Annotated in this window: 22 protein-coding genes and 1 pseudogene; 16 read left to right on the forward strand and 7 right to left on the reverse strand. The window is 57.4% G+C overall.

The window, feature by feature from the left end; all coding sequences use genetic code 11:
• Positions 1–78 precede the first annotated feature (78 nt).
• Both FBY02_RS03195 and FBY02_RS03200 read right to left on the reverse strand, forming a co-directional pair.
• Positions 79–1,536 (reverse strand): gamma-aminobutyraldehyde dehydrogenase, encoded by a 1,458-nt coding sequence (locus tag FBY02_RS03195; RefSeq protein WP_144923284.1) that lies wholly within the window; start codon positions 1,534–1,536, stop codon positions 79–81.
• A 96-nt stretch (positions 1,537–1,632) separates the two neighbouring features.
• A complete protein-coding gene (locus FBY02_RS03200; protein WP_144923287.1) occupies positions 1,633–2,547 on the reverse strand; it encodes a LysR family transcriptional regulator in 915 nt (304 codons plus the stop codon).
• Positions 2,548–2,734: 187 nt separating this feature from the next.
• Between FBY02_RS03200 and FBY02_RS03205 the strand changes: the two genes are divergently transcribed.
• From FBY02_RS03205 to FBY02_RS03240, 8 genes are all read left to right on the forward strand, one after another.
• Positions 2,735–3,454, forward strand: coding sequence for a tellurite resistance TerB family protein (locus FBY02_RS03205; RefSeq protein WP_144923290.1), 720 nt, complete (start codon positions 2,735–2,737; stop codon positions 3,452–3,454).
• A 297-nt stretch (positions 3,455–3,751) separates the two neighbouring features.
• Positions 3,752–4,847 (forward strand): peptide chain release factor 2 gene (gene prfB, locus FBY02_RS03210; RefSeq protein WP_139646090.1). Its coding sequence is split into 2 segments (ribosomal slippage): positions 3,752–3,823 and positions 3,825–4,847, totalling 1,095 coding nucleotides; the frame shifts between segments, so codons are not numbered across the junction.
• A 108-nt stretch (positions 4,848–4,955) separates the two neighbouring features.
• Positions 4,956–6,458, forward strand: coding sequence for a lysine--tRNA ligase (gene lysS / locus FBY02_RS03215; protein WP_144923293.1), 1,503 nt, complete (start codon positions 4,956–4,958; stop codon positions 6,456–6,458).
• Positions 6,459–6,571: 113 nt separating this feature from the next.
• Positions 6,572–7,276, forward strand: coding sequence for a TetR/AcrR family transcriptional regulator (locus FBY02_RS03220; protein WP_371921392.1), 705 nt, complete (start codon positions 6,572–6,574; stop codon positions 7,274–7,276).
• A gap of 191 nt (positions 7,277–7,467) precedes the next feature.
• Positions 7,468–8,019 carry a hypothetical protein gene (locus FBY02_RS03225; RefSeq protein ID WP_144923299.1) on the forward strand — a complete coding sequence of 184 codons (552 nt, stop codon included), beginning with the start codon at positions 7,468–7,470 and terminating at the stop codon, positions 8,017–8,019.
• Positions 8,020–8,070: 51 nt separating this feature from the next.
• Positions 8,071–9,348, forward strand: a complete 1,278-nt coding sequence (locus tag FBY02_RS03230) for a flavohemoglobin expression-modulating QEGLA motif protein (RefSeq protein ID WP_047702097.1) — start codon at positions 8,071–8,073, stop codon at positions 9,346–9,348.
• A gap of 144 nt (positions 9,349–9,492) precedes the next feature.
• A complete protein-coding gene (locus tag FBY02_RS03235) occupies positions 9,493–10,398 on the forward strand; it encodes an alpha/beta hydrolase (RefSeq protein WP_144923302.1) in 906 nt (301 codons plus the stop codon).
• Positions 10,395–10,724, forward strand: coding sequence for a hypothetical protein (locus FBY02_RS03240; RefSeq protein WP_144923305.1), 330 nt, complete (start codon positions 10,395–10,397; stop codon positions 10,722–10,724). The genes FBY02_RS03235 and FBY02_RS03240 overlap by 4 nt, the downstream gene beginning before the upstream one ends.
• Before the next feature lie 182 nt (positions 10,725–10,906).
• Here the strand turns inward: FBY02_RS03240 and FBY02_RS03245 are convergent, their stop codons facing one another.
• From FBY02_RS03245 to FBY02_RS03255, 3 genes and pseudogenes are all read right to left on the reverse strand, one after another.
• Positions 10,907–11,695: an OmpA family protein gene (locus tag FBY02_RS03245; RefSeq protein WP_144923485.1), complete on the reverse strand. Its 789-nt coding sequence runs from the start codon at positions 11,693–11,695 to the stop codon at positions 10,907–10,909.
• A gap of 51 nt (positions 11,696–11,746) precedes the next feature.
• Positions 11,747–12,160, reverse strand: coding sequence for a DUF4398 domain-containing protein (locus FBY02_RS03250; protein WP_047702094.1), 414 nt, complete (start codon positions 12,158–12,160; stop codon positions 11,747–11,749).
• Positions 12,161–12,426: 266 nt separating this feature from the next.
• Positions 12,427–12,525: pseudogene (locus FBY02_RS03255) on the reverse strand (pilin assembly protein); the annotation flags it as partial.
• Between the two features lie 230 nt (positions 12,526–12,755).
• Between FBY02_RS03255 and FBY02_RS03260 the strand changes: the two are divergent.
• Genes FBY02_RS03260 through FBY02_RS03270 form a run of 3 tightly spaced genes read left to right on the forward strand, consistent with a single transcriptional unit; the run spans position 12,756 to position 17,138 of the window.
• Positions 12,756–14,360 carry a hypothetical protein gene (locus tag FBY02_RS03260; protein WP_256662462.1) on the forward strand — a complete coding sequence of 535 codons (1,605 nt, stop codon included), beginning with the start codon at positions 12,756–12,758 and terminating at the stop codon, positions 14,358–14,360.
• Entirely contained in the window at positions 14,353–15,345 is a 993-nt protein-coding gene (locus FBY02_RS03265) for a hypothetical protein (RefSeq protein ID WP_144923308.1), read from the forward strand. The genes FBY02_RS03260 and FBY02_RS03265 overlap by 8 nt, the downstream gene beginning before the upstream one ends.
• Entirely contained in the window at positions 15,345–17,138 is a 1,794-nt protein-coding gene (locus FBY02_RS03270) for a P-loop NTPase fold protein (protein ID WP_144923311.1), read from the forward strand. The genes FBY02_RS03265 and FBY02_RS03270 overlap by 1 nt, the downstream gene beginning before the upstream one ends.
• A 6-nt stretch (positions 17,139–17,144) precedes the next feature.
• On the opposite strand, the gene FBY02_RS03275 is transcribed toward FBY02_RS03270, so the two are convergent.
• Positions 17,145–17,480: a hypothetical protein gene (locus FBY02_RS03275; RefSeq protein WP_144923314.1), complete on the reverse strand. Its 336-nt coding sequence runs from the start codon at positions 17,478–17,480 to the stop codon at positions 17,145–17,147.
• Between the two features lie 88 nt (positions 17,481–17,568).
• The gene (locus FBY02_RS03280; protein ID WP_144923317.1) at positions 17,569–17,877 is read right to left on the reverse strand and encodes a hypothetical protein; all 309 of its coding nucleotides are present in this window, start codon (positions 17,875–17,877) and stop codon (positions 17,569–17,571) included.
• A gap of 235 nt (positions 17,878–18,112) precedes the next feature.
• Between FBY02_RS03280 and ppc the strand changes: the two genes are divergently transcribed.
• The 5 genes from ppc (at position 18,113) to FBY02_RS03305 (ending at position 23,873) form a co-directional block, all read left to right on the forward strand.
• Entirely contained in the window at positions 18,113–20,743 is a 2,631-nt protein-coding gene (ppc, locus tag FBY02_RS03285; protein WP_144923320.1) for a phosphoenolpyruvate carboxylase, read from the forward strand.
• A gap of 291 nt (positions 20,744–21,034) precedes the next feature.
• A complete protein-coding gene (gene adk / locus FBY02_RS03290) occupies positions 21,035–21,685 on the forward strand; it encodes an adenylate kinase (protein WP_144923323.1) in 651 nt (216 codons plus the stop codon).
• Positions 21,686–21,778: 93 nt separating this feature from the next.
• A complete protein-coding gene (gene tsaB / locus FBY02_RS03295) occupies positions 21,779–22,456 on the forward strand; it encodes a tRNA (adenosine(37)-N6)-threonylcarbamoyltransferase complex dimerization subunit type 1 TsaB (RefSeq protein ID WP_144923326.1) in 678 nt (225 codons plus the stop codon).
• Between the two features lie 248 nt (positions 22,457–22,704).
• The gene (locus FBY02_RS03300) at positions 22,705–23,013 is read left to right on the forward strand and encodes a hypothetical protein (protein ID WP_024778986.1); all 309 of its coding nucleotides are present in this window, start codon (positions 22,705–22,707) and stop codon (positions 23,011–23,013) included.
• Entirely contained in the window at positions 23,013–23,873 is an 861-nt protein-coding gene (locus tag FBY02_RS03305) for a DUF72 domain-containing protein (RefSeq protein WP_144923329.1), read from the forward strand. The genes FBY02_RS03300 and FBY02_RS03305 overlap by 1 nt, the downstream gene beginning before the upstream one ends.
• Positions 23,874–23,881 lie beyond the last annotated feature (8 nt).

Below are 23,881 nucleotides of genomic sequence, written 5' to 3' on the forward strand. Positions count from 1 at the left end.
TCTTGCTTTAATTATGGTCGGGGCAGTGTTTTCAACGGGTGAAGCGCCATGGATGGCCTGTTATCAGCGTAGTGCTGTTTATAAATGCTGGCCGTGGCGGGCCATGATGTGACGCACCACGCTGTAGTCCTGGAGCGAGTCGCTGGAGAGGTCTTTGCCATAACCCGAGCGCTTGAGGCCGCCGTGGGGCATTTCGCTGACCAGCATGAAGTGACTGTTGATCCAGGTGCAGCCGTATTGCAGGCGCGCCGCCACCTGCATCGCCTTGTCCAGGTTCTGGGTCCATACCGAGGACGCCAGGCCGTATTCGGAATCGTTGGCCCAATCCATCGCCTGGCTGAGTTCGTCGAAGCGGGTCACGGTGACCACCGGGCCGAACACTTCTCTCTGGACGATTTCATCGCTTTGCTTGCAGCCGGCCAGCAAAGTCGGTTGGTAATAGAAGCCGGCACCGGAATGCACCGCCGCGCCGGTGATGCGCTCGATGTGCGGCTGGCCGAGGGCGCGTTCGACGAAACTGGCGACGCGGTCGCGTTGGCGAATGCTGATCAACGGGCCGATTTCGTTGTCGGCGTCGCGTTTTCCGGCAAAGCGCAGGCTGCTGACCGCCGCGCCGAGTTCGGTCACCAGCCGGTCGTGAATGGCGCCCTGGGCGTAGATCCGGCAGGCCGCGGTGCAGTCCTGCCCGGCGTTGTAATACCCGTAGGTGCGCACACCATCGACCACCGCGTGGATGTCGGCATCGTCGCAGACGATCACGGGGGCCTTGCCACCCAGCTCCAGGTGCGTGCGCTTGAGGGTTTTCGCCGCGGCCTGAAGGATTTTCTGGCCGGTGACGATATCGCCGGTCAGCGAGACCATGCGCACCTTGGGATGGCTGACCAGATGGCTGCCGACCCCTTCGCCGCCTCCGCAGATGACGTTGATGACACCCCGGGGCAGGATCTCGGCCAGCAGTGGCGCCAGGGCGAGGATGGACAGCGGCGTATGTTCCGAGGGCTTGAACACCAGGGTATTGCCGGCGGCCAGGGCTGGGGCGATTTTCCAGGCGGCCATCATGATCGGGTAATTCCATGGGGCGATGGACGCGACCACGCCGATGGGGTCGCGGCGGACCATGCTGGTGTAGCCGGGCAGGTACTCACCGCAGAGCTGGCCGGTCTGGCAGCGTACGGCGCCGGCGAAGAAACGGAACACATCCACTGTGGCGCTGAGGTCGTCCTGTCGCGCCAGGTGCAGTGGCTTGCCGCAGTTCAGCGATTCGAGGCGGGCCAGGTGATCGGCATGCTTTTCGATGGCGCCAGCGATCTCCAGAAGCAGGTTCGAGCGTTGTTGCGGGGTGGTGCGCGACCATCCGTCGAAGGCGTGGTGGGCGGCCAGGATCGCTGCCTCGACCTGTTCGATGCTGGCCTCGGCGATAGAGACCAGGACCTCGCCGGTGGCCGGGTTGAGGATCGGCTCGACAAAACCCTCGCCGGAAACGAGCTCCCCATCGATCAGCAACGCGGTGCACAGTGGAGTTTGCGTGCCAGCCATGTTTGATTTTCTCTTTTTGAATGGCCCGGAGGATGCAGCAAGACTAGTGCGGAGCCGGTGGGCCGACAAATTCTAAATACTCAAGTCTGCATTCGATTAAATAGATGGCTTGCGCCCGCCGTGGGGTTGTTCCCGGGCGACGGTCAGGAATGGATCGACCAGCGCCGGTCGTGACGTGCCGCGGCGCCAGGCCAGCCCGACGTCGAGGGTCTGGTTGAGGTCGGCGATCGGGCGCGCTTCGATGATGTCGCCCTCCAGGGACCAGGGGCGGTACGTCATGTCCGGTTGGATCGACATCCCCAGTCCCGCCGCCACCAGGCTACGCACCGCCTCGGTAGAGGCGGTGCGTAGCGTGATCTTCGGTTGCAGGCCGGCACCGCGCCACAGGCGCTGGGCGTTGCGCTCCATCTCATCGACGTTCAGTTGGATCAACGGTTCGCAAGCGACATCCGCCAGACTGATACTGTCGTGTTCCAGCAGTGGATGCTGGGCCGGCAGCCATAAGCGGTGCGGGGAATGGGTCAGTACTTCGGTCTGCAAGGCATGGCGATCTTCGAGGTTGGAAAGGATGAGCACGCCGACATCGATTTCACCACTGACCAGCAGATGTTCGATATAGGGTCGCTCGTCTTCCATCACGCGAATCACCACATTCGGGTAGGCGCGCTGGAAGCGGGTCAGCAGGTCCGCCAGGTAGTAGCCGGCGACCAGGCTGGTGACCCCGACGGTCAGATGGCCGGCCACCTGGTCGGTACTTTGCTGCAGGCTGCGCTTGGCGTTATCGACGGTGGCGAGGATCAGGTGGGCCTGGCGCAGGAACTGATGGCCTTGATGGGTCAGGGTCATGCCCTTGGCATGGCGGTTGAACAGACTGACACCGATCTCCTGCTCCAGTTGCTGGATGGCCAGGGTCAGGGTGGATTGGGAAATGAACGCGGCTTGCGCGGCGGCGGAAATCGAGCCGGTCTCGGCTACAGCGATGAAATGACGGATCTGACGCAGGGTCATCATGGGCGAATACCCGGTGGGCTGTTTTTATCGATGTTCTGCAGTCTATATCGTTTTTCCTGAAGGAGAGTGGAAGCGCTCGAAGAGACGAGCAACATCTCGAAGCAATCTCGCCCACGACGCCGGGCACTTTCGATTTAGGCTGATGGCCTTGCTCATCCGGTTACCCGAACATAGGGAGGCAACGAAAATGAATACCCGTGGATTGCTCGATCAGCTGCTCAAGTCCGGCCAGGACCTTTTGCAGAACAAGGCGGGCGGCGCGCAGAACAAGCCGGCCGGTGGGCTTGGCGACCTGCTGGGCGGCAAGGCCGGGGCGGGCGGGCTTGGCGGCCTGCTCTCCGGTGCCGGCGGCGGAGCATTGGCGGCGGGCGCCATGGGCTTGCTGCTGGGCAACAAGAGAATCCGCAAGACCGGCGGCAAGGTCGCGCTCTACGGCGGTCTCGCCGCGCTGGGTGTAATCGCCTACAAGGCCTATGGCAACTGGCAGGCCCAGCAGGGCCGCGCGCCGCAAACGGAGCCCCAGACCCTGGACCGCGTCCCTGCGGCGCAGGTCGAGCAGCACAGCCAGGCCATCCTCAAGGCGTTGGTCGCGGCGGCCAAGGCCGACGGTCATGTGGATGAGCGTGAGCGGCAATTGATCGAAGGCGAATTCACCAGGCTCGACAACGACCAGGAGCTGCGGCACTGGCTGCATGCCGAGCTCAACAAGCCCCTGGACCCCACCGATGTCGCCCGCGCCGCTGGCACCCCGGAAATGGCCGCGGAAATGTACATCGCCAGCGTGATGCTGGTGGACGAGGAAAACTTCATGGAAAAGTCCTACCTCGATGAACTGGCGCGGCAACTCAAGCTGGAGCCGGGATTGAAGGTCGAGCTGGAGAATCAGGTGCGGCAGGCGTCGGCGTGAACGTTGCAGCGAGACCTCGGGCCTTGTTGTAGGAGCTGGCGAAGGCTCGGGCCGCGTTCGGACGATCTTTTGATCTTTCGCTTGAGATTAAAGTGTCAGTGGGAAGATCGCAGCCCTTACGCAGCCCGGCGGTGCTACGGGGCGTCACACCCCTTGCAACAAGGTTCGGTGTTGAGCCCGGTGGTTGATTCAATCTGAACCTCATTACCCCCTCAAGCCGCCAGGCGGGCTGCCGCTGGCGCTTGATTACGTTATACTCGCCGGCTTTCAAAAGTTCGCCAATGAGTGCTGCCCGTCATGGAAATCAACCCGATCCTGAACACCATCAAGGACCTGTCCGAGCGCTCCGAAACTATTCGGGGGTATCTTTGACTACGATCAAAAGCATGAGCGTCTGACCGAGGTCAACCGCGAGCTTGAAGATCCGAGTGTCTGGAACAAACCTGAGTACGCCCAGGAGCTGGGCCGTGAGCGCTCTGCGCTGGCACAGATCGTCGAAACCCTGGACGAATTGTCCAGTGGCCTGGCCGATTGCCGCGACCTGCTGGACATGGCTGTCGAAGAAAACGACGAAGGCGCGGTCGGTGACGTGGTCGCCGAGCTGACACGCCTGGACGAGGCCCTGGCCAAGCTGGAGTTCCGCCGCATGTTCAGCGGCGAGATGGACATGAACAACGCCTACCTGGACATCCAGGCCGGTTCTGGTGGCACCGAAGCCCAGGACTGGGCCAACATCCTGCTGCGCATGTACCTGCGCTGGGCCGACAAACGTGGCTTCGACGCGACCATCATGGAGCTGTCGGCCGGCGAAGTCGCCGGGATCAAGGGCGCCACCGTGCACATCAAGGGTGAATACGCCTTTGGCTGGCTGCGTACCGAGATCGGTGTGCATCGTCTGGTGCGCAAGAGCCCGTTCGACTCCGGCAACCGTCGCCACACCTCGTTCTCGGCGGTGTTCGTTTCCCCCGAGATCGACGACAAGGTGGAAATCGAGATCAACCCGGCAGACCTGCGCATCGACACCTACCGCTCCTCGGGCGCCGGTGGTCAGCACGTCAACACCACCGACTCGGCGGTACGGATCACCCACGTACCGACCAACACCGTGGTCAGTTGCCAGAACGAACGGTCCCAGCACGCCAACAAAGACACCGCGATGAAAATGCTTCGGGCCCGCTTGTACGAGCAGGAGATCCAGAAGCGCAACGCGGCGTCCCAGGCCCTGGAAGACAGCAAGTCCGACATCGGTTGGGGTCACCAGATCCGTTCCTATGTGCTCGATGCCTCGCGCATCAAGGACCTGCGCACCAACATCGAACGCAGTGACTGCGACAAGGTGCTGGACGGCGACATCGACGAATATCTGGAAGCGAGCCTCAAACAAGGGCTGTAACGCGACACCCATGCGGCAGGCGGGCACGCTTTTGCGAAAGCGCGGCCCGTCGGCAAACTCTGGCCCCGGAGCCAGGGGCAACGAACCTGTGATGGAATCCTTAAAGACATGAGCGACCTAGAACTCGACCCGCAAGCCCTGCAACAGGAAGAAAACTCCCTGATCGCCCTGCGCAAGGAAAAGCTTGCTGCCGAGCGCAACAAGGGCCAGGCCTTCCCCAACGACTTCCGCCGCGACGCCTACTGCGACGCCCTGCAGAAGAAGTACGCGGACAAGACCAAGGAAGAGCTGGCCGAGGCGGCGATTCCAGTCAAGGTGGCCGGTCGTATCATGCTCGACCGTGGTTCGTTCCTGGTGATCCAGGACATGACCGGTCGCATCCAGGTCTACGTCAACCGCAAGACCCTGCCGGAAGAAACCCTGGCCGCCGTCAAGACCTGGGACCTGGGCGACATCATTGCCGCCGAAGGCACCCTGGCCCGTTCCGGCAAGGGTGACTTGTACGTCGAAATGACCAGCGTGCGCCTGCTGACCAAATCCCTGCGCCCGTTGCCGGACAAGCATCACGGCCTGACCGACACCGAGCAGCGCTACCGCCAGCGCTACGTCGACCTGATCGTCAACGAAGACGTGCGCCAGACGTTCCGCGTGCGCTCCCAAGTGATCGCCCACATCCGCAGCTTCCTGATGAAGCGTGACTTCCTGGAAGTCGAGACGCCGATGCTGCAGACCATTCCCGGCGGCGCGGCGGCCAAGCCGTTCGAAACCCACCACAACGCCCTGGACATGGAAATGTTCCTGCGCATCGCGCCGGAGCTGTACCTCAAGCGGCTGGTGGTCGGCGGGTTTGAAAAAGTCTTCGAGATCAACCGCAACTTCCGTAACGAAGGCGTTTCGACCCGGCACAACCCCGAGTTCACCATGCTCGAGTTCTACCAGGCCTACGCCGACTACGAAGACAACATGGACCTGACCGAGGAGCTGTTCCGCGAGCTGGCGCAGCTTGTTCTCGGGACTACCAACGTGCCGTACGGCGACAAGGTGTTCCACTTCGGTGAGCCGTTCGCTCGCCTGTCGGTGTTCGATTCGATCCTCAAATACAACCCTGAAATCACCGCCGATGACCTCAACGACATCGACAAGGCCCGCGCCATCGCCAAGAAGGCCGGTGCCAAGGTGCTCGGCTTCGAAGGCCTGGGCAAGTTGCAGGTGATGATTTTCGAAGAGCTGGTGGAGCACAAGCTGGAGCAGCCGCACTTCATTACCCAATACCCGTTCGAAGTGTCGCCGCTGGCTCGCCGCAACGACGATAACCCGAACGTGACCGACCGCTTCGAGTTGTTCATCGGCGGCCGCGAAATCGCCAACGCCTACTCCGAGCTCAATGACGCCGAGGACCAGGCCGAGCGCTTCATGGCCCAGGTGGCCGACAAGGACGCCGGCGACGACGAAGCCATGCACTACGACGCCGATTTCGTGCGCGCCCTGGAGTACGGCATGCCGCCCACGGCCGGCGAAGGGATCGGTATCGATCGCCTGGTGATGTTGCTGACCAACTCACCGTCGATCCGGGATGTGATCCTCTTCCCGCACATGCGGCCTCAAGCGTAAGTGTTTCAATTAAAAAACCGCCTGGAAGGGCGGTTTTTTATTGCCTGTCTGGTACAAACGTATCAATTGGTTACTTTTGAAATAGCGAGGAAAGACCTGTCGTGAATCGTGCAATGTCTCCAGAAGGTGCAGCGGGCGTCGCCACTGCAGTCGCTGAAAGTGTTCAGTACCAGGGCCGCAAGGCGAGCCGACAGGGCAGTGAACAGCGTCGCCAGGAGATTCTCGATGCGGCCATGCGCATTGTGGTGCGCGATGGTGTGCGAGCCGTGCGACACCGGGCTGTGGCCGCCGAAGCGGGCGTGCCGTTGTCGGCCACCACGTATTATTTCAAGGACATCGATGACCTGCTCACCGATACCTTCGCCCAGTACGTGGAACGCAGCGCGGCGTTCATGGCCAAGCTATGGACCAACAACGAAGGCTTGCTGCGGGAAATGGTCGCGTACGGCGACGGCAGCCCCGAATCCCGTTCGCAACTGGCCGATGACATTGCCCGGATGACTGCTGACTACGTGCAGCATCAACTGGACAGCCGCCGCGACTACCTGATGGCCGAGCAGGCCTTCCGCCAGGAAGCGCTGCTCAACCCGCGTCTGGCGGAACTGGTGCGCTCGCACCAGCAGATCCTGCTGCACGGCACCTGTCAGTTTTTCCAGGTGTTGGGCTCCCGCGAGCCGCAACAGGATGCCAAAGTGTTGACGGCGATTATCGGACGGATGGAATATCAGGGCTTGCTCAATGGTACCGAGCCTGTCGGCGGTGAAGACATGCTCGGCATTTTGACCCGCTACATGCACTTGGTATTGGCGTCGGTGTAACCCGTTAAGGGACACCACAGTCCCTGTGGCGAGGGGATTCATCCCCGCTGGGGCGCGTAGCGGCCCTGAAACCCAACAACTCGGTGCGTCAGGTAGACCGCGTTGAAGGGTTTGGGTCTGCTGCGCAGCCCAGCGGGGATAAATCCCCTCACCACAAAGGACAAAGCTGCCATATGCCATAGGGAGTTCCAATGAAAGCCTGGCGTGCCGTTGTAATGGCCGTGTCGTTGCTGCTGCTCAGCGGCTGCCTGGTGTCCTTCAAGGCGCCGTTGCCCGACGCCGAGGTCGCGCCCAAGGGCTTGCTCGGCCACTGGACCAGTACCAACGCCTGGGGCGAGCCGCTGAACCTGGAACTGACGAAAGTCGGCAAGCACCGCTACCAGGCCATCAGTTATTTCAGGGTCAGGCCTCAGGAGCGGGAAGCCATTCCTCTGACCGTTTCCCGTCACGGCAGCCGCTGGTACCTGTCGGCCAAGGTACCGGCCCGGTACGGCGGGCATTTCGTGATCGCTGGTTTCGAACTGACCGACAAGCAGGAACTGGTGGTCTACAACCTGGACATGGAACAGATCAACCAGGCCATCGGCCAGAAAATCCTCAGCGGCCAGCCGAGCCGGAGCGAGGAGGGCGACGGCGTCCTGGTGGACAGCGACATGAGCAAGGTCTTCAGTTACCTGGACGATCCGGCCAATTCCGATGTGTTCTCGGAAGCCGTGCGTTACCAGCGGCTCAAAGCCCAATAGACTCAGGCATCGATAACAGCAACGAGTGGACGTTTTTCACAGGAGTTCCGGGTGGACGATTACCAGCAGACGATACGCACCTTGTCCGATCGCATAGTGCTGGCGCAAACGCCGATTCGCATTCTCGACGCGGTGAAATGGGACGAGAACATCCGCAAAGGGTTTCTCAAGGCCAAGGGCAAGGAACCGCCTGCCGTAGACCGTGATTATTACCTCAATCGACCGCTGTCTTTCGATTCCAGCAAGGTCAAGCTGGAGTTCCAGAACATCGAGCGCGACATTACCCGTCAGCTCGGGCAGTTCAACCCGGTCGGCCAGATCATGCGTCGCATGTGCAAGGAATACCGCATGGTGGTGCGCATGCTCGAAGCGCGCGGCACCGAGGACTTCGGGCTGATTTCCCAGGAGCTCTACGGCGCCGCCTCCGACGCCTTCCATGCCGGCGACCCGACCCTGTCCGACCTGGGCCTGATGCTGTCCGACTATCTGAACAACATCGATGGCCGTGGCGATTTGAAGGACGAGCCCAAAGTCCTTAGCGCCAAGGAAGCGGTCGGCCTGCTGCAGCACCGCCTCAACCGGGTCTTTGGCGAAGCCGAGGAAACCATTCGGGTGTTCGAGTCCGACGGGATCGTCGCGGATGCGGCGGCGGGTGCCGACTACATCAAGATTCGCGCCGATGCGATGTTCAATGAACGGGACGTGCGGGCCCTGGAGGTCCATGAAGGGCTGGTGCACGTCGGTACGACCCTCAACGGCTTGAATCAGCCGATCTGCACGTTCCTGTCCAAGGGCCCGCCCTCGTCCACCGTGACCCAGGAAGGCCTGGCGATCCTGATGGAGATCATCACATTTGCCTCCTACCCGAGTCGCCTGCGCAAGCTCACCAACCGCACCCGCGCCATCCATATGGTGGAGGAAGGGGCCGACTTCCTGCAGGTCTTCGAGTTCTTCCGCGAGCAGGGCTTTGAAATGGCCGAAAGCTACGGCAATGCCAGCCGGGTTTTCCGTGGCTCGGTGCCGAACGGTCTGCCATTTACCAAAGACTTGTCCTACCTCAAGGGCTTCATCATGGTTTACAACTACATTCAGTTGGCCGTGCGTAAAGGCAAACTGGAGCAGGTGCCGCTGCTGTTCTGCGGCAAGACCACCCTGGAGGATATGCGTACCCTGCGGCAACTGGTGGACGAAGGCCTGGTGGTGCCACCCAAATATCTGCCCGACCAGTTCCGTGACATGAACGCACTGTCGGCCTGGATGTGTTTCTCGAACTTCCTGAACCATCTGAGCCTGGACCGGATCGAAGCGGATTATTCCAATATCCTTTGACCAACACCGACCCCCGTGGGAGCGAGCTTGCTCGCGAAGGCGGTATGTCAGTCACCCGGTAAGTTGCTGACCCGACGCCTTCGCGAGCAAGCCCGCTCCCACAGGGACTGTGCTTCAACTTCAAATTTATGCGAGGTTCACCGGATGCGAACCCTCGGCATCATTTGCCTGCTACTGGCCCTTGGCGGCTGCAGTTCGCTGTTGTTCTACCCCGAGCGCGGCCAGCCCTTCACCCCGGAGCGGGCGCGACTCGAATACCGTGACGTCACCCTGCTCACCACCGATGGCTTGAAGCTCCACGGCTGGTGGCTGCCGGTCAAGCAGGGTGTCGAGGTCAGGGGTACGGTGCTGCACCTTCACGGTAACGGCGGCAACCTCGCCTGGCACTTGGGCGGTAGCTGGTGGCTGCCGGAGCAGGGTTATCAGGTGCTGATGGTGGACTATCGCGGTTATGGCTTGTCCGAAGGCGAAGCGAGCCTGCCGGCGATCTACCAGGACCTCGATGCGGCATTCAAATGGCTCGACCAGGCGCCGGAGGTTCAAGGCAAGCCGTTGGTGCTGCTCGGCCAAAGCCTGGGTGGCGCGCTGGCGGTGCATTACCTGGTCGATCACCCGCAGCGCCAGCAGCAACTCAAGGCCCTGATACTCGACGGCGTGCCCGCCAGTTATCGCGACGTTGGACGTTTTGCCCTGAGCACGTCGTGGCTGACCTGGGCCTTCCAGGTGCCCTTGTCCTGGCTGGTGCCTGACGGTGACAGCGCCATCGGCTCCATCGCGCAATTGAATGGCGTGCCGAAATTGATCTACCACAGCCTCGACGATCCCATCGTGCCTCTTTCCAACGGTATCCGCCTGTATCAAGCTGCGCCGCCGCCGCGGGTCCTGCAACTGACCCGTGGCGGGCACGTGCAGACGTTCGCCGACCCGGTCTGGCGCACCGTGATGTTGCGCTACCTCGACGATCCGCAACACTTCGACGGGCTGCGCCGCCTCGGCGAAGTCCCGAATTACCCGAAATCACCCGCTGAATCTCCAGAGAGCCCGCAATGAGCGAAGAACGCAACGCCATCCCCCTGATCATCACCGGTATCTGCAGCATCCTCGGCACCGTCGCGGTGCTGTGGTACTACGGTTACCTGCACTTCGCCAAGCCCGAGGATGCGCTGTTGCTCAATGAGTTCACCATGCTCAAGACCATGCCGGGCGAAGACTACAAGGTTTCCCTGGAGCCGGCGTCCCAGGTGGCCCAGTGCATCGATGGCGTGCTGGTGCTGTTCGACACCGAACAGAAAGGCCTGACGGGCGTGCTGATCAATGACAAGAAACGCGCGGTGCGGTGCATGGGGCAGGAGACGCCGCAGAAGCTTCAGCCGTGATGCCATGAATTTCGATGATCCCTGTGGGAGCGAGCCTGCTCGCGATGGCGGAGTGTCAGCCGATGCATGACTGGCTGAACTGACGCCATCGCGAGCAGGCTCGCCCCACAGGGGAAAGTGTTCGTTCGATAAAGAGCCCCGCCTGAGCGAATCAAGCGGGGCTGTTTCTATTGCCTGATCGATCAGTTGGCGCTCATGCTCGAGCGTGGTGCTACTGGTTGGTTGTCGTTGGAGATGGTGACTTCCACCCGACGGTTCATGGCCCGACCCGAAACGCTGTTGTTGTCGGCCACCGGGAATTCCTTGCCATAACCCTGGATCATGATGCGACTCGGATCGACACCCATGTTCACCAGGGCGGTGCGCACGGAGCTGGCGCGGCGTTCGGACAGCGATTGGTTGTAGGAATCCGAACCGGTGCTGTCGGTGTAGCCTTCGACGATCACCTTGCGGTCAGGGTTTTCCTGGAGGAACTGCGCCAGCTTATTCACGTTGGCCAAGCCGCTGGAACGCAGATCGGACTTGTTGGTGGCAAACAGCACGTCACCGAAGGTCACCAGGGTACCGCGTTCGGTCTGCTTGGCGTTGAGGCTGTCCTGCAGTTGCTTGATCTGCGCGTTGCGGGCGTCGAGCAAGGCACGGGCGCGTTCGTCGCCGGCGTTTTTCAACTCCATCTCAGCGGTACGCAGGGCAATGGTCTGCTTGGCCACTTCGACACGCTGGTTGGTCAGGTAGGCCAATTGATCGACCTTGGCTTCGTCTTCCCGGTCCAGGTAAGCCTTGTCGGCCTTGGCCAGGAAATCGGCGGCGTCCTTGGTTTCCAGCGCGGCCACCTTGGTCGCTGCCGGGTTGGCCTGCAGGCCGTTGTAGTTGGTGCGGGCCTGTTCCAGGTTGACGTTCGGATCGTGGGAGCAAGCGGCCAGGGCTACGCAGGCAGCGAGCAGGGCGGGCATCATCAAATGTTTGTGCATCATAGTCTGTCGTCCTTTTATCGATGAGAAGTACGTCGTGGCGTGAACGGCTTACTGAACCTTGTTCATGCCTTCCTGACGCAGTTCCTGAACCCCTTTCTGGGAATCCTTGAGTGCCTGTTCGGCCTTGGCGGCCTGGGCCTTGCGTTCGGCGACGCGGGCGTCCCACTCGGCCTGTTCGGCCAGACGCTTGGCTTCGTCGTATTTCTTGTCGTGCATGGCCAGCTCGGCTTGCTTGAGTTTGTCCTGAGCCGACTTCATTTCCACCGCGGCGAATTCGGTACCGCCGGCGCTGACCGCGCTGTTGACGGCCGATTGCGTGACTGCGTACTGCTCCGAAGGGGGATTGCCGGCGCATCCTGCGAGGATGAAGCTGCTTCCGATGGCCAGGGCAGCCAACTTCAGACCACGCAGGCCATTGAATGAGGGTTTGGCAGTGCAGGTATTCATAGGCTTCAACTCCATTGGAAAACTCCTGGGAAACTACAAATCCATGCCGGAACCGAAGCCTTGACGTCCGTTTAGATGCTGGTGCCAGGCGCGTTTATTTAAACAACCGTTCCAGTATGGTTACTCGGTGTGACCCGAGGCGTTTTTCAAAAGTTCAGCAAAGATGGCCAATCGCCAAAAAGCATTGCTGACTGATTGGTCAGGCGCAAAAAGGCTGAACTTTCCTGGCGCGCAGCGGTATTCCAGCGCCGCTCATGGCGCTGGAACAGGGGGAGGAGGGATCAGTGCTTGGACTCGTCGTTCTGTGAACTGAGTTGATGCAAATGACGCCGGGACAGGGCGAGGAAACGCGGCGTCGGGCCGACGTCTTCGTACAGCGGGCAGAGCAATAGAGAATTTTGTAGGCGAGGTGATCCATTTAAGCCAAGCGTAGACCAATTCTGTCTTGGGTTGTGGTCGTTTCCGGGTGTCGATTCCAGCACCATTTCTTGGTGTGCCCAGCGTTCGATGTTAAAACGCCTGTACAGGATTCCGCTCACACGATGGCGAGATACGAACGATGGCACCACGGAAGAACAAAGCACCGAAGGTTGTTGAAGAAGGGGCCAGCGTGAGCACCCGTGACGACTTTTCTGATATGACTAAGATTGAGCTGCTCGTGAGAGCAGCGAACCTCTGTTCGCGTTGCCATGTCTTCACGGTTGCTTCAACAGATGCTGGTGATAAGAAAAATAGCATTGGTGTCGCTGCTCACATCTGTGCTGCCGCGAGTGGGCCGGGTGCCAAGCGGTATGACCCAAGCCAAACGAGAGCCCAGAGAAGACATTTCGATAACGGTATCTGGCTTTGCTATTCATGCTCCAAGCTGATCGACAACGAAGAGACATTCCACACAGTAGCTCATTTAAAAGAAATGAAGGCCCGCCACCAAGTCTATGCGTCTGGATGGGTCGGCGTAGTGCCAATGGCACCATTCGAAGCCAAATCTGAAATTCGTGCGGGGATTCTTGAAGCAACCATCTTCCTGATTACAAAGGCAGGCAGTCCGGCAAATTTCGATGTCTCTGCAGTCGTAGAAGGCTATGAACAAACAATAAATAGTATCGATCCAGACTTTAAGGTTGTCGTTACCGCCACAAGCGGTTCTGTTGTGCATGAATTGGTCCCGGTCACCAGCCCTGCACCGCCAATTCAGATAGTTTTTAATGATGATGAAGCCAATGCTTCTGCTGATCGGGCATGGCAAAATATGACTGAATTGGGCGAGCCAATTCACTTACCTACCAAGGATTTCAAATTCGTAGGGTCAAAACTATTTGAACATCTTAATGAAGTCATCGTAGGTGGAACTCTTACCCTCACGCCCGGTAAACGACGACTTGAAACCTGTATCTATCTTGTAAGTGATGATGCTGAATTTGAGCTTGCTCAAACTGAATCATTAATGGGTAAGGGGTCTAAGCAATTTGATATTGAGGGGTCTGCGTTAAATGGATTTTTTACCTATCGGTATTTTATTCATGACCGCTACAAGGTAGACGCAACCTATACGTTCGACGTTGCTGGTTGGTTAGGTCAGCCGATCAACAATTTGAGGCATTATCACCGTATCAAGAGAGCCTATGACTTTGTTATAAAAAATCCAAAGTCCAGAATTTCGATTGAAATCGTTTTGAACGGCGAACCTATGCGGCTTTGGGATGGAACGTATGGTGACTACACTGAGCTTTTCAATAGATTGAAAAAGATTGTTGAGGTTGCTGAGTGCTCAAAAGTCATAGCCTCGAAAATCCTTGAACAACTGAGATTGAAAACTTTAGACCTGATGCTGCCGGATGAACGATACATCGAACTCTACGCCCAGCTATTCAAAGGTGATGTGATTCGTAAGCTAGACTATGGGGAGAGTATTTTCACTGCCCGTATAGATGAAATAGAAAGCAGGGCAATTAAGGTTTTCTGTTCAGAAGAACAGACTGAAATTGTTATCGCAAAATCTCCTGAAATTGATTTTTTTGGTAATGTTATAAGGCTGCCAAGAATGTCAAAGAAAGTATCAAGTTTCGATCTGGTTTTCTTCTCGAGCATTAGAAAAGAAGACTGGCAGTCTCTGTGGTGTATTGGAAGAGCAAACCATTTTAGTGATTCGGTGATTTCCATTGCACCCGATGAAATTCCGCTGCTTTGCAGTGATGAGGACGTTATACATGGATGAGCTTATGCTGATGGATCGGAGTCGCGTTCTTCATGAAGCACTTGAACAGAGTGGGTGGGAGAATCCCGAAGAAGTCATTCAACGTGTGAAGCGTCTCGACCTAGGGCTACCAGCCGAGGATGAATTCGCCGTCATCTGTAGCTGGCTTGGGAAGTGTTCGCTTGTCCATAAACTGGATCAGCAGCAAATCCCAAAATCTTCCAGAGAAACCTATCAGGTTCCCGATTTGCTGGCGGTTTTCAACACAGAAAATAACCAGTATAGAGTTCTCATTGAGGTCAAAACTAAGCAAGAAAAAAACCTAACTCTCAGAGCTAAGGACAGGGAAAAATTGTTAAAGTATGGTGAAATGCTTGGATTACCTGTCTTGTTTGCTTGGAAATATCACGGACTTTGGATGTTGTTTGATATTTCGTTGTTTCAGCGATTTAACAAAAATTATCGAATCGACTTCTTCACTGCTATATCAAATAGCTTGATGAGTCTCCTAGCGGGCGATATGAATTATCAGCTAGGGGACGGTGTAGGTCTTTATCTGAAATTCAAAAAAGACGAAATGCATGAATGCGATGAAAACGTAGAAACTTGGAAAGCAAGAATAGAAGACGTTTACCTTCGTGATTTCAATGGTGATAAGCAATACAAGTTTTCGCCTAAAACCCTCTCTATCCTGAATACATGCGAGATTGAAGAAAATACTGAAGTGGACGATGAGTACATCAGTCAAAGCTTCGTTGTGCGTCCCGATATGGGGAACATGGCACACAGAGCGATTGAGAAGCTTTTAAAGATGGCTGATGCTGATACTAATATTCATTGGCGGTCTTTACTTGTTGATGAATCGCCTCTTCATTCTATTGCTAATTTTCAAAGTGCTTTAGATGAAGCATTGAAACAGAAGTTTGTAAAATACATTCTTCTTCAACATCCTCAACAGTATCCAGATTTCATTAAGGGTGATGATAAAGCTAAAGGAATACACTGATGTCTGTTATTCAGGTTGAAAACACGCTACATGATTTTGCTGTTAAAAAAATGGGTTCTGCTATTGTCTTGAAAGGGGAGTGGGGGACGGGTAAGACATACCTATGGAACTCGATAATCAAAAAGCATAGGTCAAATTTTGGTCGTGCAAATTACTCTTATGTCTCATTGTTTGGTGTTAACTCACTAGCTGATTTGAAACGTTCTATTTTTGAAAATACAGTGCCATCTGCTAAGGCTAATGAAGTTACTAGCAAAGATTCTGTAATTGAGAATTTAAAGAAACTTGATTTTAGTGATGCTTTTGGTGGTTTGAGAAGAGCTTTTAGTTTTGGGAAGGAAGCAAAGATTCCATTCGTTGGAAGCTTTGGCGGTTTAATTGATTCCATTCAATATTCTTTGGTGACTGATACTATTATCTGCATCGATGATTTTGAACGTCGTGGAAATTCTCTATCAGCGAGAGACGTTTTAGGGTTGGTATCAAATCTGATTGAGTCTAAAGACTGCTCAGTTATTCTTGTACTCAATGACGGTTCGCTAGACAAGAATGATGAGTTTTTTACGTACAGCGAAAAGGTTTTCGATTACGAGGTTTTGTATAGCCCGACAGCTAAAGATTCTGTCAGCTTGATTTTTGACGCAAACAATCCATTGTTTAAAATGATTGGTGATAATTGCGAATTTCTTAAAATAAATAATATACGATTGCTCAAGAAAATTGAGCTGTTTGCTAATTTGCTGAGTGAAAAGTTGAAAGGTAGTCAGGCTCTCGTTATTGAGCAAGCTTGTAAAGTTCTTCCATTGGCAGTTTTGGCTATTTATGGCGAGCGAAATTCAAAGGTAAATCTCGACTTTGTTATCACTCATGGGACATCGAATCGTCTTCGTTTGCCAGACCCGAACGCAACAAAAGAAGATTTAGAAGCTACACGAATCGACGCAGAAAAGACTTCTTATCTTCAAGAGTACGGATTTATCAGATGTGGCGAGTTTGAATTGGCTGTCATAAATCTGGTGAAAAAAGGTTACGCTGACGAAGATTTAATAAAGAAAATCGTGGAGGAAATCGAAAGAGAGATTCGACACAATAACGACATAGCTATACTTCGTGAGGCTTGGAAGATTTACAATTCCTCATTTTTAGACAATGAAGCTGAGGTTCTTCTTGCCTTCGATAGAGCTATTAAGGCAGGGCTTGATAAGTTTTCTTTAGAGGACTTGGATTCTGTAGCTTTCCTTTATTTTGGTCTTGGTAAGGAGAAAGAGATTCAGCCTATTATTGATAAATATTTCACTGATATTTATCCTGCTTATGGGGTTAAAGATGAAGGCGACATTTTTCAGTGGCCGTCGAATTCTTACGTTCGTCAATCCTTGGAGAAGTATTTTGAGGGTTTGGTGTTCAAAGGAAGTTTTTCAGAGTTGATGCAGGCGGCTTTGGCAAATCCTAGTAACTCTTATGAGATTATCAAGGGGTTGGCAGAAAAGGATGAAGTCGAATTTTATGATTATTTTTCCAAGCTAAATGACCATGCGTTTACTTATCATGCTCGTTTGTTGCTGAAGCTTGGAAATACTTCATTCCCAAATCAAGCGGATTCATTGATATATAGAGATATTTTTATTAAGACGTTCAAGTCTTTGAAAGACCTGTCAGAAGCGACTGCGTTAAACAAGCTGCGTATGGTTAAGTTTGTTTCTTATGAGCAACTATATCTCAGAGATATGAAAAAAATTGAGAAGGAAGCTGAGGAAGCTGCTGAAGCAGAAGCAGCCTCAAAACTAGAATAATAGAAGCTAATCCAATTGTGGCGGATTGTTCATTGATTTAAAAATTCTTATCTCGGCCTCAACAAATGCAGGTGTCTTACCAACATCTGCATAAATCTCTTCACCTTCCTCTACCCGGATCACTTCATCCCCTTTCACGTAGGGCATGGCGATTTCTGCTTCTTTTATAGCACTGTGAATCAGCCCCTCAGTGATGACGCTTTCATCCAGTTCGTAGGCTTCCGCAAAGGCTTTGATTTTTACTAGGTCTTGTTGGCGAATGGTCAGGGTGATTTCAACAAGCTTCGAGGTTTCGTGAGCTTTGTTTTCCCAGTTGCTGAGCATCGTTTTGAAGGTGTCCATGGGGTATCTCCGGCGTGGCTACATGTGTCGTAAATCTAGGACTGTCTTTACCACTCATGGTTCTCTGAAATGATCGCTAAGCCATGTTCTACGCGGCTTTCATGAGATATTGAGTTTTTCCTATTGCGTGCTCGCTTTCTTCATACAGCGGGTCGCCTTCCTCATCGGTGGCGACCACTTGGGAGCCCTTGATGTACGGGAAACTCGCTTCCAATTCCTCCAGGGCAGCCCCGATCAGTTCGCCCAGCAGTTCCTCGGGCTGGCGCTTGGGGTACATGTCGCAGATCGCGGCGAGGCGCGCGGCGGCTTCCATGTCCAGGTGAATGGTGTAGCCGGTCTGGGTCAGGTGGCCCTTGGCGTTCTCTTCCCAATGCTGGGCAAGCTCACGGATTTTCATGATGGCCTCATTAGACCTGCTCGTGGCAGGCACGGTGAGTGACAAGCCGTCGTGTGGCTTACTGTTGAGACTAGTGTCCTGCTTCGCAAAGACGTTCTTTTTTTGACGAGTGGCTGTCTTCGTCCGACAAGGTTTAAAGACCCTTCTTCGCTTGTCATAAACGACTGGCATCGGCACTCTCTTGTGAACGTCTCACCCAAGAGCTGTCCGGACCTTTTTTGCTGGAGAACTGCTGATGACCGATATCGATGCCCGCTTGCGCGAGGATGTCCACCTGCTCGGCGAGCTGCTGGGCAATACCATCCGCGAACAGTACGGGGACAGGTTTCTCGGCAAGATCGAGCAGATCCGCAAGGGCGCCAAGGCCGATCGACGCGGCTCCGTGGATGCCGAACTCAGTGCCAGTCTCAATCAGTTGAGCGAAGACGAACTGCTGCCGGTGGCGCGGGCGTTCAACCAGTTCCTCAACCTGGCGAACATTGCCGAGCAGTACCAGCTGATCCACCGCCGCGAAGAGTCGCAACCAGCGCCATTCGAGGCGCGGGTGTTGCCTGAGTTGCTCGCCCGGTTGCGCACCGAAGGCCATGCCGCCGAGTCCCTGGCGCGGCAGCTGGGGCGCCTGGAGATCGAGCTGGTGCTCACGGCCCACCCCACCGAAGTCGCCCGCCGTACCCTGATCCAGAAATACGATGCCATCGCCGCGCAACTGGCGGCCCAGGATCACCGTGACCTGACCAGTGCCGAGCGTGCGCAGATCCACGAGCGCCTGCAACGGCTGATCGCCGAAGCCTGGCACACCGAGGAAATCCGCCGCACCCGGCCGACCCCCGTGGACGAGGCCAAGTGGGGCTTCGCGGTGATCGAGCACTCGCTGTGGCAGGCCATCCCCAATTACCTGCGCAAGGCCGACCAGGCCCTGCATGCCGCCACCGGGCTGCGCCTGCCGTTGGAGGCGGCGCCGGTGCGCTTTGCCTCGTGGATGGGCGGTGACCGCGACGGCAATCCGAATGTCACCGCCGCGGTGACCCGTGAAGTGCTGTTGCTGGCGCGGTGGATGGCGGCGGATTTGTATCTGCGCGACGTCGATCAACTGGCCGCCGACCTGTCCATGCAGAAGGCCAGCGAGGCCTTGCGTGCCCAGGCCGGCGACAGCGCCGAACCCTACCGTGCCGTGCTCAAGCAACTGCGTGAACGCCTGCGTGCCACGCGCAATTGGGCCCAGGCATCCTTGAAAGCCACCACACCGGCGAGCGCGGATGTATTGCAGGACAACCGCGAGCTGCTGGATCCCCTGGAGCTGTGCTACCAGTCGCTGCACGACTGCGGCATGGGCGTGATCGCCGACGGTCCGCTGCTCGATTGCCTGCGCCGCGCGGTGACCTTCGGGTTATTCCTGGTACGGCTCGACGTGCGCCAGGATTCGACCCGGCACACGGCGGCCATGACTGAAATCACCGACTACCTGGGGCTGGGGCGCTATGAGGAGTGGAGCGAGGAGCAGCGCATCGGCTTCTTGTTGGACGAACTGAATAATCGTCGGCCATTGCTGCCGACGAACTTCAAGCCGTCGGCCGATACGGCGGAAGTCCTGGCCACCTGCCGGGAGGTCGCGGCGGCGCCGGCGGCGTCCCTGGGTTCCTATGTGATTTCCATGGCTGGCGCGGCTTCCGATGTGCTGGCGGTGCAACTGCTGCTGAAAGAGGCCGGGGTGCTGCGGCCGATGCGGGTGGTGCCATTGTTCGAAACCCTGGCCGACCTGGACAACGCTGGACCGGTGATCGAGCGGCTGTTGCTGCTGCCGGGCTATCGCGCACGCCTTCATGGGCCCCAGGAAGTGATGATCGGCTATTCCGATTCGGCCAAGGACGCGGGGACCACCGCGGCGGCCTGGGCACAGTATCGGGCCCAGGAACGTCTGGTGGAGATCTGTCGCGAGCAGCAGGTCGAATTACTGCTATTCCATGGCCGTGGCGGTACGGTCGGCCGTGGCGGCGGTCCGGCCCACGCGGCGATTCTGTCCCAGCCCCCGGGATCGGTGGCGGGGCGTTTCCGCACCACTGAGCAGGGCGAAATGATTCGTTTCAAATTCGGCCTGCCGGACATCGCCGAACAGAACCTCAATCTGTACCTCGCGGCCGTGCTCGAAGCGACCCTGCTCCCACCGCCACCACCTACGCCCGAATGGCGCCACCTGATGGACGAACTGGCGGCCGACGGCGTCAATGCCTACCGTGCCGTGGTGCGGGAAAACCCACAGTTCGTCGAGTACTTCCGGCAGTCCACCCCGGAGCAGGAATTGGGACGCTTGCCCCTGGGCAGTCGGCCGGCCAAGCGCCGGGCCGGTGGCATCGAAAGCCTGCGGGCGATTCCGTGGATTTTCGGCTGGACCCAGACCCGCCTGATGCTGCCGGCCTGGCTCGGCTGGGAAACCGCCCTGGGCAAGGCCCTGGAGCGGGGCGAGGGCCAATTGCTGGGGCAGATGCGCGAGCAGTGGCCGTTCTTCCGTACCCGCATCGACATGCTGGAAATGGTGCTGGCCAAGGCCGATGCCGATATTGCGCGCTCCTACGACGAGCGTCTGGTGGAGCCGGCACTGCGACCTTTGGGTGCGCATTTACGCGACCTATTGTCGCAGGCCTGCTCCGTGGTGCTGGGGTTGACCGGCCAGTCTCAACTACTGGCACATAGCCCAGAGACGCTCGAATTCATTCGCCTGCGCAACACCTATCTCGACCCCCTGCACCTGTTGCAGGCCGAACTGCTGGCCCGCTCGCGGCAACAGGACGTCGCCCAGGGCAGCCCCGTGGAGCAAGCATTGCTGGTGTCTGTGGCGGGTATCGCCGCCGGATTGCGCAACACCGGCTAAGCTCAAGCGGCGCCTCGAAACGGCTCGCCCGGTGTCGCCGGGTGGTGCCGTGCAGAAATGGCGGCAGGTCGGCCGGGCGACACTTTGTTGCCCGGTTGCGACTCTCGCCACCCCCTCCAAAGGTCGCGCCGGACGCCGGTTCCTCCGACTTTCGGCGGCTTGTGTGGGTCGGGCCCGCTGTGTATCTTGATCAGCCTTTGGCCGTTTGGGCGGTCACGATTCCAGTTTTCCGAGATTGGCCCGACGAGGCGAATCCGAGCGTTTTACATATAAAAATTGAGGAGCACATCGATGCGCGTCATTCTGCTGGGAGCTCCCGGGGCCGGTAAAGGTACTCAGGCAAAGTTCATCACCGAAAAATTCGGTATCCCGCAAATCTCCACCGGCGACATGTTGCGTGCAGCGGTCAAGGCCGGCACCGAGCTGGGCATCAAGGCCAAGAGCATCATGGATGCCGGCGGCCTGGTGTCGGATGACCTGATCATTGCCCTGGTCAAGGATCGCATCGCTCAATCCGACTGCGCCAAGGGCTTCCTCTTCGACGGTTTCCCACGCACCATTCCCCAGGCCGAAGCCCTGGTGGAAGCCGGCGTGGAACTGGATCACGTCGTTGAAATCGCCGTCGACGACGAAGAGATCGTCCAGCGCATCGCCGGGCGCCGCGTCCACGAGCCTTCCGGCCGCGTCTACCACACCGTCTATAACCCGCCGAAAGTGGCTGGCAAGGACGACCTCACCGGTGAAGAACTGGTGCAGCGCAAGGACGACACCGAAGAAACCGTGCGTCATCGCCTGTCGGTCTACCATTCCCAGACCAAGCCGCTGGTGGACTTCTACCAGAAGCTGTCCGCCAGGACCGACGGCAAGCCCAAGTACAGCCACATCCCGGGCGTTGGCACGGTCGATGCGATCACCGGCAAGGTGCTTGAAGCGTTGAGCTGAAAAGTCTGCTCGGTTACACCAACTACGGCCCGCTTGCGGGCCGTAGTTGTTTATACTGGCGCCCCTTTTTTCCCCTGATTGAAGGACACATTGATGAGCACCTTGCTGGCCCTGGACACCGCGACTGAAGCTTGCTCCGTTGCCCTGCTGCACGACGGCAAGGTCACGAGCCATTACGAGGTGATTCCACGCCTGCACGCTCAGAAACTGTTGCCGATGATCCAGCAGTTGCTCAGCGATGCCGGTACTACCTTGCAGGCTGTGGATGCGATTGCCTTTGGTCGTGGCCCGGGGGCCTTCACCGGTGTGCGCATCGCCATCGGCGTCGTACAGGGGCTGGCGTTCGCATTGCAGCGTCCAGTGTTGCCGGTGTCGAACCTGGCGGTGCTGGCCCAGCGTGCCTTGCGTGAAAACGGCGCCCATCAGGTGGCGGCAGCCATCGATGCACGCATGGACGAGGTGTACTGGGGCTGCTACCGCGAGATCGCTGGCGAGATGCGTCTGGTGGGTGCCGAAGCCGTGCTGCCGCCCGAAGTAGCGGCTTTGCCGGCAGATGCGGCGGGTGAGTGGTTTGGCGCCGGTACCGGTTGGGGCTATGGCGAGCGCATCGCCGTCAAGCTCAGTGGTCAGGACGCCAGCCTGCTGCCACACGCCGAAGACCTGTTGGCCCTGGCCCGTTTCGCTTGGGAGCGCGGCGAAGCCATCCCGGCCGACGATGCTCAGCCGGTGTACCTGCGAGATAAAGTCGCTACCCCCAAGTCGGAACGATAATCCCACTCTCAAGCGGACAGTGTTGTGGCGAGGGAGCTCCCGCGCCACAAAGGCTTCCAGATCCAAGGTCTCCCGGGATCCTCAAAAGTCATTTGCACCGCAAAAAGTCACACCTGATATCACCAGTCGTCATTTTTTTGCCCGGTTTTTAAACCTTTTCGACTTTATGTGTTCTAGTTATCACTTGCGCGTTTGCGCGGCTGGGAAAGTGCCGCTAAATTGCCATCATTGATATTGAGCATTCTGTTATGCGTATAGACGGATATTCACCGCAGTCTTATCCCATCAAGCGCCGGCCCAGGACGGGCAAGGTCGCTGATCAGGAATCCTTCGACGACGTCGATGGCGAATTGGAGTTTCCGTCTGAAGAGCAACTGGCCGCCCGCGCCGCCAAAGCTTCCGCACAGCGCTTGAGCAATCTCCCCGCTCGCCAGCAAGACATGCTCTACCACCGCTCCATGAGCCGCAGTGTCGCCACGGCCCTCGCCAGTTACCTGAGCACCGCCGGCTTCGTCGATTGGGATATGGAAGTGCTGGGGCTCGACCTCTACATCTGATGGCGTTGTCTTACTACCTCGGCTGCCCCTCCTGGAGCGAAAACGCCTGGCGTGACTATCTCTATCCCCTGGACGCCAGAAGCTCCGACTTCCTGAATCTGTATTCCCAAGTGTTCAACGCCGTGGAAGGCAACACGACCTTCTACGCGAGCCCGTCCGCGGCCATCGTGCAGCGTTGGGCCGAAACCATGCCCGCGCACTTTCGCTTTACCGCCAAGTTTCCCGGTGAGATCAGCCACAACGGCGATCTGCGCGAGCACCAGACGGCCGTCGACACTTTCCTGCAGTTGCTCAGCCCTTTGGGCGAACGGGTTTCGCCACTCTGGCTGCAGCTGTCCAAGGCGTTCACGCCAAATCGATTAGCGGAACTGGCGGGGTTTATCGACGCCTTGCAGCGCCCGCTGGCGGTGGAGGTCCGTCACGATGAGTTCTTTGCCAAAGGCGATGCCGAACGGCAACTCAATCGCCTGCTGCTCGATCGTGGTGTCGAGCGTATCTGCCTCGATCCCCGGGCCCTGTTCAGTTGCACTTCCACCGATCCTGCCGTGCTCCATGCCCAATCGAAAAAGCCGCGGGTACCACCCCGGCCGGCGGCCTTCACCCAATATCCGCAGGTGCGCTTCATCGGTCATCCGGTGCTGGAGGCCAACGAGCCATTCCTGACGCCCTGGGTGGAAAAAATCGCCGGCTGGATCGAAGAAGGGCGCACGCCCTACATCTTCCTGCACACCGCCGACAATCTGCTGGCGGCGAAACTGGCGCTGCGTTTTCATAGCCGGCTGATGCAGCGATTGCCTGGCTTGCCGGCCTTGCCTGAGTTATATAGAGAGCCCGCCGCCGAGCAACTGGGTTTGCTCTGAGGCTGAAA

Source organism: Pseudomonas sp. SJZ078 (assembly GCF_007828255.1).
Taxonomy (GTDB): Bacteria; Pseudomonadota; Gammaproteobacteria; order Pseudomonadales; family Pseudomonadaceae; genus Aquipseudomonas.

What these genes read in the sequence shown, in the direction of transcription:
- tsaB (WP_144923326.1), top strand. Translation starts at nt 21,779, where the DNA reads ATGAGCACCTTGCTGGCCCTGGACACCGCGACTGAAGCTTGCTCCGTT.
- FBY02_RS03205 (WP_144923290.1), top strand. Translation starts at nt 2,735, where the DNA reads ATGAATACCCGTGGATTGCTCGATCAGCTGCTCAAGTCCGGCCAGGAC.
- adk (WP_144923323.1), top strand. Translation starts at nt 21,035, where the DNA reads ATGCGCGTCATTCTGCTGGGAGCTCCCGGGGCCGGTAAAGGTACTCAG.
- lysS (WP_144923293.1), top strand. Translation starts at nt 4,956, where the DNA reads ATGAGCGACCTAGAACTCGACCCGCAAGCCCTGCAACAGGAAGAAAAC.
- FBY02_RS03280 (WP_144923317.1), bottom strand. Translation starts at nt 17,877, where the DNA reads ATGAAAATCCGTGAGCTTGCCCAGCATTGGGAAGAGAACGCCAAGGGC.
- FBY02_RS03265 (WP_144923308.1), top strand. Translation starts at nt 14,353, where the DNA reads ATGGATGAGCTTATGCTGATGGATCGGAGTCGCGTTCTTCATGAAGCA.
- ppc (WP_144923320.1), top strand. Translation starts at nt 18,113, where the DNA reads ATGACCGATATCGATGCCCGCTTGCGCGAGGATGTCCACCTGCTCGGC.
- FBY02_RS03220 (WP_371921392.1), top strand. Translation starts at nt 6,572, where the DNA reads ATGTCTCCAGAAGGTGCAGCGGGCGTCGCCACTGCAGTCGCTGAAAGT.
- FBY02_RS03300 (WP_024778986.1), top strand. Translation starts at nt 22,705, where the DNA reads ATGCGTATAGACGGATATTCACCGCAGTCTTATCCCATCAAGCGCCGG.
- FBY02_RS03240 (WP_144923305.1), top strand. Translation starts at nt 10,395, where the DNA reads ATGAGCGAAGAACGCAACGCCATCCCCCTGATCATCACCGGTATCTGC.
- FBY02_RS03195 (WP_144923284.1), bottom strand. Translation starts at nt 1,536, where the DNA reads ATGGCTGGCACGCAAACTCCACTGTGCACCGCGTTGCTGATCGATGGG.
- FBY02_RS03270 (WP_144923311.1), top strand. Translation starts at nt 15,345, where the DNA reads ATGTCTGTTATTCAGGTTGAAAACACGCTACATGATTTTGCTGTTAAA.
- FBY02_RS03305 (WP_144923329.1), top strand. Translation starts at nt 23,013, where the DNA reads ATGGCGTTGTCTTACTACCTCGGCTGCCCCTCCTGGAGCGAAAACGCC.
- FBY02_RS03225 (WP_144923299.1), top strand. Translation starts at nt 7,468, where the DNA reads ATGAAAGCCTGGCGTGCCGTTGTAATGGCCGTGTCGTTGCTGCTGCTC.
- FBY02_RS03275 (WP_144923314.1), bottom strand. Translation starts at nt 17,480, where the DNA reads ATGGACACCTTCAAAACGATGCTCAGCAACTGGGAAAACAAAGCTCAC.
- FBY02_RS03200 (WP_144923287.1), bottom strand. Translation starts at nt 2,547, where the DNA reads ATGATGACCCTGCGTCAGATCCGTCATTTCATCGCTGTAGCCGAGACC.
- FBY02_RS03250 (WP_047702094.1), bottom strand. Translation starts at nt 12,160, where the DNA reads ATGGAGTTGAAGCCTATGAATACCTGCACTGCCAAACCCTCATTCAAT.
- FBY02_RS03235 (WP_144923302.1), top strand. Translation starts at nt 9,493, where the DNA reads ATGCGAACCCTCGGCATCATTTGCCTGCTACTGGCCCTTGGCGGCTGC.
- FBY02_RS03245 (WP_144923485.1), bottom strand. Translation starts at nt 11,695, where the DNA reads ATGCACAAACATTTGATGATGCCCGCCCTGCTCGCTGCCTGCGTAGCC.